The organism is Qipengyuania xiapuensis, from assembly GCF_019711395.1.
Lineage (GTDB): Bacteria > Pseudomonadota > Alphaproteobacteria > Sphingomonadales > Sphingomonadaceae > Qipengyuania > Qipengyuania xiapuensis.
The window spans coordinates 1,012,140-1,023,854 of sequence record NZ_JAIGNL010000001.1; the positions used below are offsets into that span (position 1 = coordinate 1,012,140).

Consider the following 11,715-nt stretch of genomic DNA (forward strand, 5'->3'; position numbering starts at 1 on the left):
TCCTAGTGCTCCGGCCCCAGCTCGGGATCGAGATCGCGCGGGCGGGCGAAATGGACGAGCTTTCCGCAGCCTTCGGCCAGGTCTTCCCAGTCGTCGATATCGAGTTCGAATACCGCGAAGGCCGCGGTGGGGAACTTGACCTTGGCCTCGTCGAACAGGTCGTTCTCGTTCTTCGGTGCGACCAGTTCGAAAACTATGTCGCCGAAGCCGGGGTTGTGCCCGGCCAGCAGAAGTGCGTCGGCATTGCCGCCGTCCTCGCGGATGACATCGAAGATCGTGTCGGTGCTGGCCAAGTAGAGCCGGCGGTCCCATTCGGGTTCGAGGTTGAGCGCGGCCTCTTCGAGGGTGATCCTCACCCGCTCAGCCGGGCTGGCCACGAGCTTGTCCCACTTCACCCCGTGATCGCGGATATGCTTGCCGATCAGCCCCGCGCCCTTGCGGCCGCGCGCATTGAGGCCCCGGTCGAAATCGCGCTTGTCGCTCTGCCCCCAGTCGGACTTGGCGTGGCGCAACAATCCCAGGACCTTCACGATTCTCCGCTCTCCACCTGTTCGGGTTCGGTTGTCTCTCCAACACCCTTAGCGACCCGCTGTAAAGCCTCGTCGAGCGTCAGGCGTATGACAGGCGTGCCTTCGGGGAAGGCCGAGAGCAGCCGGCTGGGGAAGGCGGGCGAGAGGACCACGAAATGGCCCGAATCCTCGCGGCTGCGGATGAGGCGGCCGAATGCCTGCGCCAGCCGTGCACGGATGATCCTGTCGTCATAGCGCTGCGCGCCGCCCGCTTCCTCGGCCGCGGCGGCGCGGCGCGCGCGGTGGAGTATGGTCGGGCGCGGCCAGGGTACGCTTTCCATGACCACGCAGCGCAAAGATCGGCCCGGCACGTCCACACCGTCGCGCAGGGCATCGGTGCCGAGCAGGCTGGCGCGTGCATCGTCGCGGAAGATGTCGGTGAGCGTGCCGGTGTCGATCGGGTCGACGTGCTGCGCATAGAGCGGGAGGCCTGCACGCGCGAGGCGGTCGGCGATACGCCCATAGACCGCGCGCATCCGCCGGATCGCGGTGAACAGGCCAAGCACGCCGCCCTTGCTCGCCTCGATCAGTCGGGCATAGGCTCCTGCGAGGGCAGGGATATCGCCGCGCTTGATGTCGGTAACGATCAACACCTCGGCGCGGCCTGCATAGTCGAAGGGGCTGTCAGCTTGCGCGGTCTTGGGAAGCAGTTCGAGATGCGGCGCGCCGCTCTTGGCGATGGCATGCTCCCAGTCGGGCCCGCTCTCGTCGCGGTCGGTCAGCGTGGCGCTGGTCAGCATCACGCCGTGCGCGGGTTCGAGCACGACCTGCGCGAAAGGCTTCATCGGGTCGAGCCAGTGGCGATAGAGTCCGACGTCGAACTCGCGCGCATCGTTGCGATCGACCGCCAGCCAGTCGACGAATTCGGGATCGGCAGGCCCGCCAAGCCGCGAGAGCAGCGCTTCCCATGCCGCGATCAAATCGATGCGCCAGGCGAGCGAATGCCGCGCGCCCTCGATCCGTGCACGGCCCTGTCCGTCGAGCCAGTCGGGCGTATCCTCGAGCACGGCCTCCAGCCGTCCCGCCAGTTTCAGCAGCGGCGTGCGGATCTGCGCGAGGGCCTGTGCGGCACTTCCCGCAGCCTCGACCAGTTCACCCGGAAGCTGCGAGGTCTCGGTCTCTATGCCGTAGCCCGCCTCCTGCCCGCTTTCATCGCGCGCATAGGTGACGGCGCGGACCTGCCCGAGTAGTGCTTCGAGCGGACCCGAGGGCGCGCCTTCGGCTAACCGACCGAGCCAGCCGTCGGAGGGCAGCGCCTGCGCCGCCTCGACTGCTTCCTCGACCGCATCGCCGCCCGCCTCGTCATAGCTGGCGACATCGGCAAGGCGTGCGGCGAGGCCGCGCCGCCTCCCGCGCGAATTGCGTTCGGGACCGATGATCCAGCGGCGAAGCTCGATCGCTTCCTGTCCGGTCAGGGCGGCGGAAAAAGTGCTGTCGGCAGCATCGAAGACGTGATGGCCCTCATCGAATACGATGCGCGTCGGACGGCTTGCAAGGTCGCGCCCGCGTGCGGCGTTGACCATCACCAGCGCGTGGTTGGCGATCACGAGATCGGCCTGCGCCGCGTTCCTCGCACTGCGCTCTATGAAGCACTTCCGGTAATGCGGGCAGCCCGCATAAACGCATTCGCCACGCTGGTCGGTCAGAGCCGCGATGCCGCGCTTCCTGAACAGCGTGCCGAGCCAGCCGGGCAGGTCCCCGCCGATCATGTCGCCGTCCTGCGTATAGGCAGCCCAGCGCGCCACCAGATGCGCGAGGATCGCAGGCCGTCCGGCAAATCCGCCCTGCAGCGCGTCTTCGAGATTGAGCAGGCAGAGATAGTTCTCGCGCCCCTTGCGAACCACGACCGGCGGCGATCCGTCGGGCCGCGCAGGTGGCCATGCGCGGGTGCTCTCCTGCCGCAACTGCCGCTGGAGGTTCTTGGTATAGGTGCTGACCCAGACCGTCCCGCCCGACTGTTTCGCCCAGAGAGAGGCGGGGGCGAGATAGCCAAGCGTCTTGCCGATCCCCGTGCCCGCCTGCGCCAGCAGGACATGCGGACGCTTCTCGCGGTCGCGGGGTGAGAAGACATGACCCGCACCGCGCGCATACATGCGCTGCCCCTCGCGCTTTTCCGCCCCTTCGCCGGTCAGTCTCTCGAGATGTGCCTCGATCTCGGGCTCGTCGATCAGGACCTGCGCGGGCTGCGGGCGTTCGGGTGTCTCCTCCCATTCGGGCAGGCGCGTGAAGAGCCACTTCTCGGCTTTTTCGGGTTTGCGGACATGGGGGGCGAGCACGTTCGCCCAGGGCCAGCGCAGCCGCGCGAGCGATTGCAGCGTCGACCACGCGCCCTCGCGCTCGGCCCAATCGTCGCTTTCGCAGGTCGCCACCAGCGCGCCGGCCGCCTGCTGCAGCAGCAACGGCACGCCCGCATCGTCCTCCGGCTCCTCGAGATCGAGCGCATGCGCGAGCCCCTTGGGCGTCGGCACGCAGAACTTCGCCGGATGGACGAAGGCGAATAGCTCGAGCAGGTCGAGGCCGGAAAGGTCGGGATAGCCCAGCCGGTTTGCGACCAACGGCGCGTTCATCATCAGAAGCGGCGTATCGGCCGCCGCCATGACAGCCTCGCCTTTCGAACACCCCCGAGTAGCGCCGTTCGCATCGCGCAGCCAGGTGCCCGCGTGGCTTGCATGGAGGGAGGGAAGGGGGAGAGGCTGGCTCACCCTGCGGCGTTAGAACACAAACGGAACGCGGGGCAAGCGGGGAAGGCCGGTTTTCCTCGCGGGGATAGCGGCTTTTGGGAGCGATGGGACTAAGCGGTTATCTCCGAATGTGGTGGGGAGCGGAGGTTGAGGCTCCTGCCCAAAAGGACAGCTCCTAAACAAACATTGTAGCATCTTTCATTGACCTGCTAACAAATTATCGGTCGCACAGATGGAGCAAGCGTGGCCGATATTTTCATTTCTTATGCACGAGCAGATCGCGCAAAGATCGAAAGGCTTGCACGAACTCTCGCGGCCAGCGAGTATGATGTTTGGTGGGATCGCGACATCACTGGCGGGTCCGAATTCAGCGCAGTCATTGAACGCGAACTCATTGCTGCCAAGACCGTCGTGGTTGCCTGGTCTGAAAATTCGCTCGGATCTCATTGGGTTCGTGACGAGGCTGAATTTGCCAGAACTCAAGGGAAGCTGTTGCCGATCTCGCTGGATGGCGTCCTTCCCCCTCTTGGTTTCCGGCAGATCCACGCCTTGAGCTTCGAAGAGTGGAATGGTGACTGCTCGCACTCTTCCTTTCACGAGCTGTTGGCTTCGCTCGGCAAAACCCCCTCTCAAGGCATTTCGTCGCGGTCCGAAGAGTTAAGCGCAAGAGCGCTTGGTGGCAGTGCTTCGATCGCAGTGCTTCCCTTCACCAACATGTCATCAGACCCTGAGCAGGAGTACTTTTCCGACGGGATTGCGGAAGACATTCTCAACGCCTTGTCCAGCTCGACTGACTTGCTCGTCGCTGGCAGGACCTCCTGCTTTGCGTTCAAAGGCAAGAATGCCAACGTGCAAGACATTGGTGCGCAGCTAAATGTAGATCATGTTCTCGATGGCTCGGTCAGAAAACAGGGCGATCGTGTCCGCATTACCGCGCAGCTCATTCGGGCCAGTGACGGGTTTCAATTGTGGTCGGAGCGATATGATGGAACGCTCGAAGACGTCTTTGATCTGCAAGACCGAATTTCCGGGTCGATCGTCGAACAATTGCAGGCAGTCTTGACGAGCACGCCAGATGGACGTGTGGCTGAGCAGCTGACCGACAATCCGGTAGCCTATGATCTATTCTTGCGTGCTCGGGCATTGGTCAACAAGGTCTGGGGTGCTGACACGCTCACCCGCGCCGTGACGATTTTGGAGCAAACTGTCGAGTTGGATCCGGAGTTTGTGAGCGCGTGGGAGTTGTTGGCACGCGCGCATTTCCTCGTCCCGCAGTTCATTTCAAATAGTGACGAGAAACTGAATTACGCTGCAAGCGAGAAGGCCGCTCGCCGAGCGCTTGACTTGGATCCCAGCTCCGATCTCGCACAGTACCTCGTGCAAGCCGCGAGTTGGGACGGGATGGACATAGGTCAATTTCTTGAACGAATAGCGCGCCCCGTCGCCCGAGCGACCGCCGACGAGTTGGTCTTCGTGGGTGGACTTACGCAGCTCGTCCTGGGCCGAGTATCAGCGGCATTGCCAAAGTTTCGGGACGCATTAAATCGCGATCCCTTGTCCGGACGCATGGCCTATAATCTTGCAGAATGTCATCTTGAACTATCGATGTTCGAGCGCGCCGAAGAATTGTTCAATCAGTCGATCGAGAATGGCTTTAGCGCCGGTTTCTTCGGATTGGCCAAAATTAGAATGATGAAAGGGAGACCGGCCGAAGCACTTGATGTGATGATGTCTGCCTACGAAGCGATAGGGGAAGGCATTTATCCTCACATGCGCTCGCGAGAACAGTGGGAGTTGGTAGGACGCGCTGCTTATGCGGGTGATCAGGAAGCTCAAGCAAAGGTGGAAGCATCGATCATCGCGATGGATGCGGAGGGTTCGCAGCCTGTAAACTATTTGGTTTTGACGGTGCTCATTTGCGAGCAAAGCGCCGAGACTTTTTTTCGTCTCTACAAGAAGAAGAGTTCGCCTGCGATGCACTTTTGCATTGCTCATTCCTTCTGGCAGCCGTCAGATCGCGCCCACGGCTTTCGTCAGCACCCTGGATTCAAGCGATTTGCCGAGGAAATCGGTCTTGTGGATGCTTGGCAAAAATTTGGATGGCCCGATCTCGCGAGACCAAACCCCGGCACCGATGGTTCTAATGGAGCCTGGACGATCGATTGATATATGGGCGTGCAAACTATCGCCAATCGGGTCGTTAGCCGAATGACCGCTTCTCGCAGACGCTTCCAGTCGCTGTCCTACTCCTCGCTCTCACGATAGAGCGTGAGGCATGCCGCAAGCGCTCTCGCCTCTTTCCCTTCTTTACGTTCACCATTTGCCGGGCAGCGTGAACTTTTGCCTTAGGACCGTGTTCCATGTGTTCCATCCTGTGAGGTTCGCCGAGCGCCTCTCCAACATGCGTCCAGCACTTCGCACTTGCGAAAGCGTGGGCGAGCGGCAAAGGGAATTGCCATGAGCATGAACGATCTGATCACCGCCGCACGTGTGTCCAAGGCCTGGCCCTTCCAGGAGGCGCAGCGGCTGCTCAAACGCTATCCCGATGGTGCTAAGCCTGATGGCAGCCCGGTGCTGTTCGAAACGGGCTACGGTCCGAGCGGCCTGCCGCATATCGGCACCTTCCAGGAAGTGCTGCGCACCACGCTCGTGCGCCGTGCCTATGAGGCCATGATCGGCGCGAAGCCCGAGGACGGCAAGACACGCCTCGTTGCATTCTCCGACGACATGGACGGCCTGCGCAAGGTGCCCGACAACGTGCCCAACCAGGAACTGCTCGAGGCGAACCTGCACCTCCCGCTCAGCCGCGTGCCCGACCCGTTCGAGAAGGGCCACGAGAGCTTTGCCGCGCACAACAACGCGCGCTTACGCGAATTCCTCGACCGCTTCGGTTTCGAGTACGAGTTCATCGCGGCGAACGACATGTACAACTCGGGGCGCTTCGACGATGCGCTGCGCCAGGTCCTGCGCAAGAACCAGGACATCCTCGACATCATGCTGCCGACGCTGCGCGAGGAGCGCCGACAGACCTATTCGCCGGTGCTGCCGATATCGCCCTCCACGGGCCGGGTGTTGCAGGTGCCGGTCGAGGTCCTCGACGCGGAAGCGGGTACGATCCGCTTCACCGATGAAGACGGCACGGTCGTCGAGCAGTCGGCGTTGGGCGGCATGTCCAAGCTGCAGTGGAAGGTCGATTGGGCGATGCGCTGGTATGCGCTTGGCGTCGATTACGAGATGTACGGCAAGGACCTGACCGACAGCGGCGTGCAGTCGGGCCGGATCGTCAAGGTGCTCGGTGGTCGCAAGCCGGAGGGGCTGATCTACGAGATGTTCCTCGACCAGAACGGCGAGAAGATCTCCAAGTCCAAGGGCAACGGCCTCTCGATCGAGGAATGGCTGACCTATGGCAGCGAAGAGAGCCTCGGCTTCTACATCTTCCCCAATCCCAAGAGCGCCAAGCAGCTGCACGTGGGCGTGATCCCGCGCGCGGTGGACGATTACTGGCAGTTCCGCGAACGTCTTGCCGAGCAACCGCTCGACAAGCAGCTCGGCAATCCGGTGTGGCACCTCCAGCGTGCGAACGGGGGCTTCGACACCGACGAGGCACCGGGTGCTGGCGACACCCTCCCGGTCACCTACGGCCTGCTGCTCAATCTCGCGAGCGTGCTCGGTGCGGAGGCGACCGAAGAGAACCTGCGCGAATATCTCCAGACCTACATCGGCGACGGCAAGATCACGCCTGAGCTCGAAGTTCTGATCGGCACGGCGGTTGCCTATACGCGCGACTACATCGTGCCGACGCTGTCGAAGCGTGCGCCGGAGCCCAACGAGGCCGAGGCACTGAAGACGCTCGACGCCTATCTTGCCGGCGCGGCTGCCGACACCAGTGCCGAGGATCTCCAGACCGAGGTCTACGAGATCGGCAAGCGCGAAGAGTACGGCTTCGAGTCGCTGCGCGACTGGTTCAAGGCGCTCTACCAGACGCTGCTCGGCAGCGATCAGGGGCCGCGCATGGGCAGCTTTATTGCGCTCTATGGTATTGAAAATACGCGCAAGCTGATTGCCGATGCGCTGGCGCGATAGGAATTGCGGGAAAAAGCTCTAGCGCAATCAGCCTGTTGGAGTGAAAATGGCAGGACTGGGGCAGAATTCGCTCCATTGTCTATTGCAAAACATTGGAATTGCGGCACTCTTTTGCACGGATCGTAAAGTGCTAAAGGGGAGGCAGCCATGGGTCGTACCAATGGCGGTGGCGGGGGATCGCGTCCCCCGACGGAAGACAATCGCAGGTTCATGGAGTTTGCCGAGCGCAACGCGCGGCAGGCCGGACGTCTCGCTGATTTAAAGATCGGCTCATCGGAGCTGTTCCTTCAAACCACCGAACAGACGCGCATGGCGCTGTGCATTTCGGACCCGAACAAGCCCGACTGCCCGATCGTCTACTGCAACCAGGCATTCGTGGAACTGACGGGCTACAGCCGCGACGAGATCGTCGGACAGAACTGCCGCTTCCTGCAGGGCAAGAACACAGCGCCCGAGGCAGTGGCCAAGCTGAGCCGCGCGGTGAAGACCGAAGAGTACACGGTCGTAGATATCCTCAACTACCGCAAGGACGGCACTGCCTTCTGGAACGCAGTCCACGTCGGGCCGATCTATCACGAGGACGGTTCGCTCGCCTATTTCTTCGGCTCGCAGTGGGACATTACCGAACTGCTCGTCGCGCGTGAGACGATCGTCGAGAACGAGCGCGTGGCGAAGGAACTGCGGCACCGGACCGACAACCTCTTCGCCGTGCTGACCGCGATCGTACGCTTGTCCTCGCAAGGGGCGAGCGATGTGCGGGAGTTTTCCGAAAAGATCGAACGCAGGATCGAGGCGCTGGCCGGTGCCCACCGCGTCAGCCTCGCAGGCGACGGCCTGCGCGAGGGCAGGTCCAACCTGCGCGATCTCGTCGAGGCGGTGCTGCGCCCTTATCGCAATGCCAAGACCGACCGGATCGAGATCGAGGGAGGAAGCATCGAATTGTCGCGCAGGCAGGTGACCCCGGTCGGACTGACGCTGCACGAGTTGGCGACGAACGCGCTCAAGTATGGTGCCCTGTCGGACAGCAATGGCCGCGTCCATGTGGACTGGACGGTTGATGAGGAGTGGCTCGAGATCCACTGGATCGAGCAGTTGGGCGAGGACAGCCAGCCGCTCAATGAAAGCCCCGAAGTCCGCGGCAGCGGTTCGGGCAGATTCCTGATCGAGGGCGTCATCAGGGGCGTGAAGGGCAGTTTCTCTTCCGCCTACCGCCCCGAGGGACTGCGCGCGACGATCCGCGTGCCGCTGGCGGTGAAGACGCTCTCCTAAGCCGCGATCAGCTGTGCTTGCGCGTGCGGTACCACTTGGTCAGCACGTATTTCGCGCCCTTGATGACGGGCGTCCCCGCATGCATCGTGCCCTCGTTGGGCTCACCTTCGGGCGTGGCGTTGTTCCAGATCAGGAGCACGCCCGGCTTTGGCTCGATCGAGGCGCCGACCTCGGTGAAGTGCGTGTGGCCGCCCTCTTCGACCGTGTTGAGGAAGGCCATGGCGGTCCAGCAGCGCTGCCCGCCGCGCTTGCGTTCCAGCTTCCAGTATTCCTGGTCGGTATAGAACCAGTCGTTGTGCGGCTTGAATTCCTGGCCCGGAAGGTAGCGCTGGCCCTGGATCGCCTCGCCAGTGACCGGGTTCATGCCGAGCAGGTCGTCGATCCGGCGCGAGATGCCTTTCACGAACGGATCGTTCGGGTTGAAATTGCCCGAATATGACGTGCGGAACTTGGCGACATAGGCCGTCTCGTGCAGCTCGCTCGGCCGAGCGACCACGTCGATCATGGTGATGAAGCGGCGGCATTCGTCGGGGGTGAGGAAGTTCGGGACGGCGAAGATTTCGGCCTTGTCCGTAGGAACCTTGTAAATCTCTGGATCGGCTTCGAGACGCGCGCGAACCTTGGCGCCGATGCGCTTGAGCGCGTCCTGGTCGGGAATCGAGGCGGTTTTCGTCATGATCTCGATAGTTAGCGCTGGCAGTGCTGGGTGCAAGGCATCATCTTGCAGCCTGTGGCATCTGCGCTAGTCTCTCCCCCACAACGGGCGAGGGGAGACCGAGAATGACAGATACCGCAGCGCTCCGCTATTCGACCGGGGCGATGATTTTCCACTGGGTGATCGCCGTCGCCGTGATCGTAAACTGGCGGATCGCGGAGAGCGCCGAGCATGCCGAGGCTGTCGAGGACAAGGTCGCGATCTTTGCCGACCACAAGGCGCTGGGCATACTCATCCTCGTCCTGACACTCGGCAGGCTGGCATGGCGCTGGACCCATCCGGTTCCGCCGCTGCCGAGCGATACGGCCAAATGGGAAGCCGTGCTCGCTCGCACCGTGCACATCATCTTCTATGTGCTGCTGATCGGGCTCCCGCTGGGCGGCTGGTACGCAAACTCGCTCTCAGGCCGCGAGATCGACATGTTCGGAATGTTCACGATCCCTCCGCTTCCGGTCGGAGAAGACTCGGAGGCGGCCAAGGCCATTTTCGGACTCCATGCGAGCGGCGGTAAGGCGTTTCTCATCCTGATTGCGCTGCACGTGCTCGGCGCGCTCAAGCACACCTTCGTGGACAAGAACGGCGGCATCTTCCGAATGCTGCCCTTCGGCAAGGTTCCGGACTGAACGAACCGGCGGATTTGCTCCGCACGGGCAAGGGGCCCGTGCGGAGCAGGCGCCAGACCTCGTCAGCTCATTCGATCCACTGTCCTGTTCCGGTCGATACACCTTCCTTGAGGTGCATCGTCAGCACGCCGCGGCGCCCTTCGGTCGTACCGTCGCGGCCTTCCGCGCCGCCGACACAGCTCAGGCCCATGTCCTCGCCGAGCCAGTTACAGCCGTAGATCAGACTGGTGTTGGTCCCGTCGCTGCGGGTCGCGGTGCACGAGAAGTGCACATCGAACAGGCTGTTGTCGGGCTGGTCCATGCCGATGCACGTCACGTTTCCCGAAACCGAAGCCCCGCTGGCCGAGGTCGAGGTGAAGGGTCCCGACATGGTTCCCGACCTGCCATCTCGGCCTTCCTCGCCCATTCCGCCGACAAAGGACGGTTCGCTGAACCGGATTTCGTAAGTGAAGTTCTCCGCGGCTGCGGGTGCGGCCAGGACGGCTGCTGCTGCGGCTGTAAGTGCAATGATGCTTTTCATGCGTCTTCCCCTGCAAAGGCCTCGACGCATCGCCTTGGGTTCGCGCGCGCCAAGCAAGTTTACAAGGCGGCCCTAGTTCCCAATGTCCGCTTTCATACCACGGGAAAGCGGCGGTTCGTGAATCCCCCGCAGCGCCAATGCCTTACCGGGAGGCGACTCGGACATACGAAAAACCCCCGCCGATCGCTCGGCGGGGGTTTCCATGCTCCCCCGGTCCACTCTCACGCCGGAGAAGCGGGGAATGAGGGCAACTTACCAGAAGAAGTCGTAGATCACGTCGACCACTTCGCCGCTGTAGATGTCCACGAGCAGCACGTCGTCGTAGTAGCGGACCCAGCGATAGGGGCCGTAGACTTCGGGCAGGCGATAACGCCACGGGTCGTTGATCCAGTAGCGGCTGCCGAAGAACAGGCTGCCGATGCGGAAGCCGATTTCTAGGCGGCGATAACGGTAGTCCCGATAGGGAGCGTAGTACCGGCCCAGGCGGAAGATGCTGCGATGGGCATGGCGATAGCGATACCAGTCGTAGCGATGGTTATCGCGCCAGCGATAGCGGTCCCACCGGTCATAGTTGTGCCAGCGGCGGCCATCCCAGTAACGCGAACGACGCTCTAGCGTGCTGCGCGCTGCCCGGTCGCGGACGCTTCGCTCGCGCCAGCGGCGCTCGGCGCGACGGTCTGCACGGCGTTCTTCGTAGCGGCGCTCTGCGCGACGATCTGCACGGCGTTCCTCGTAGCGGCGCTCAGCACGGCGATCTGCGCGACGATCGGTACGACGCTCCTCGGCACGGCGTTCTGCGCGACGGTCGGCGCGGCGTTCCTCAATCCGGCGTTCGGCACGGCGGTCCGCACGACGGTCGTCGGCACGGCGCTCTGCGCGGCGATCCACGCGGCGTTCGGTACGGTCCTCGGCACGGTAATCGCGCCGGATCTCGCGAACGGCATCGCGGCGTTCCTGGCGGCGGTCGCTTCGACGTTCCTCACGGCGCTCGCTCCGTCGTTCCTGGCGACGTTCGCTGCGCTGTTCCTGACGGCGCTCGCTACGGCGTTCCTGGCGTCGCTCGCTGCGGCGCTCGCCACGGCGGTCGCTGCGGCGCTGGTACTGCCGATCCTCGCGTTCGCGTTGTGATTGTTGTTCAGAAGCTGCAGCCGCTTCCGCCTGTGCAGGCAGGGCGGTGGCCGCCATCGCAATCGCGAGGGCGCTCAGCGCGCTGCCTTTCATCAGCTTTGTAAGGGTCATGGAGCGTGTCCTTCTT

At 63.0% G+C, this 11,715-nt stretch carries 9 protein-coding genes; 4 read left to right on the plus strand and 5 right to left on the minus strand.

Annotated features, from left to right (window positions below; genetic code table 11):
• Window positions 1-2 precede the first annotated feature (2 nt).
• Window positions 3-530 (minus strand): SixA phosphatase family protein, encoded by a 528-nt coding sequence (locus tag K3163_RS05175; RefSeq protein ID WP_221553273.1) that lies wholly within the window; start codon window positions 528-530, stop codon window positions 3-5.
• Window positions 527-3,271, minus strand: coding sequence for an ATP-dependent DNA helicase (locus K3163_RS05180; protein ID WP_221553281.1), 2,745 nt, complete (start codon window positions 3,269-3,271; stop codon window positions 527-529). The genes K3163_RS05175 and K3163_RS05180 overlap by 4 nt, the downstream gene beginning before the upstream one ends.
• A gap of 222 nt (window positions 3,272-3,493) precedes the next feature.
• Here K3163_RS05180 and K3163_RS13690 point away from each other — a divergent pair, with 222 nt between their 5' ends.
• From K3163_RS13690 to K3163_RS05195, 3 genes are all read left to right on the plus strand, one after another.
• Window positions 3,494-5,416, plus strand: coding sequence for a TIR domain-containing protein (locus K3163_RS13690; RefSeq protein ID WP_221553290.1), 1,923 nt, complete (start codon window positions 3,494-3,496; stop codon window positions 5,414-5,416).
• 291 nt (window positions 5,417-5,707) lie between these two features.
• The gene (locus K3163_RS05190) at window positions 5,708-7,333 is read left to right on the plus strand and encodes a lysine--tRNA ligase (protein WP_221553293.1); all 1,626 of its coding nucleotides are present in this window, start codon (window positions 5,708-5,710) and stop codon (window positions 7,331-7,333) included.
• Window positions 7,334-7,480: 147 nt separating this feature from the next.
• Window positions 7,481-8,602 (plus strand): PAS domain-containing protein, encoded by a 1,122-nt coding sequence (locus K3163_RS05195; RefSeq protein ID WP_221553301.1) that lies wholly within the window; start codon window positions 7,481-7,483, stop codon window positions 8,600-8,602.
• A 7-nt stretch (window positions 8,603-8,609) separates the two neighbouring features.
• Here K3163_RS05195 and K3163_RS05200 read toward each other — a convergent pair whose 3' ends face one another.
• Entirely contained in the window at window positions 8,610-9,278 is a 669-nt protein-coding gene (locus K3163_RS05200; RefSeq protein WP_221428882.1) for a prolyl hydroxylase family protein, read from the minus strand.
• A 104-nt stretch (window positions 9,279-9,382) separates the two neighbouring features.
• On the opposite strand from K3163_RS05200, the gene K3163_RS05205 reads away from it, so the two are divergent.
• Entirely contained in the window at window positions 9,383-9,940 is a 558-nt protein-coding gene (locus K3163_RS05205; RefSeq protein ID WP_221553302.1) for a cytochrome b, read from the plus strand.
• Between the two features lie 67 nt (window positions 9,941-10,007).
• On the opposite strand, the gene K3163_RS05210 is transcribed toward K3163_RS05205, so the two are convergent.
• Together K3163_RS05210 and K3163_RS05215 are read right to left on the minus strand one after the other, a co-directional pair.
• The gene (locus K3163_RS05210; protein ID WP_221428880.1) at window positions 10,008-10,460 is read right to left on the minus strand and encodes a hypothetical protein; all 453 of its coding nucleotides are present in this window, start codon (window positions 10,458-10,460) and stop codon (window positions 10,008-10,010) included.
• Between the two features lie 252 nt (window positions 10,461-10,712).
• The gene (locus K3163_RS05215; RefSeq protein ID WP_247712464.1) at window positions 10,713-11,699 is read right to left on the minus strand and encodes an RcnB family protein; all 987 of its coding nucleotides are present in this window, start codon (window positions 11,697-11,699) and stop codon (window positions 10,713-10,715) included.
• Window positions 11,700-11,715 lie beyond the last annotated feature (16 nt).

Bases quoted from the DNA above. Each gene is read 5' to 3' on its own strand.
- K3163_RS05205 (WP_221553302.1), top strand. From the start codon at position 9,383: ATGACAGATACCGCAGCGCTCCGCTATTCGACCGGGGCGATGATTTTC.
- K3163_RS05215 (WP_247712464.1), bottom strand. From the start codon at position 11,699: ATGACCCTTACAAAGCTGATGAAAGGCAGCGCGCTGAGCGCCCTCGCG.
- K3163_RS05190 (WP_221553293.1), top strand. From the start codon at position 5,708: ATGAGCATGAACGATCTGATCACCGCCGCACGTGTGTCCAAGGCCTGG.
- K3163_RS05200 (WP_221428882.1), bottom strand. From the start codon at position 9,278: ATGACGAAAACCGCCTCGATTCCCGACCAGGACGCGCTCAAGCGCATC.
- K3163_RS05210 (WP_221428880.1), bottom strand. From the start codon at position 10,460: ATGAAAAGCATCATTGCACTTACAGCCGCAGCAGCAGCCGTCCTGGCC.
- K3163_RS05195 (WP_221553301.1), top strand. From the start codon at position 7,481: ATGGGTCGTACCAATGGCGGTGGCGGGGGATCGCGTCCCCCGACGGAA.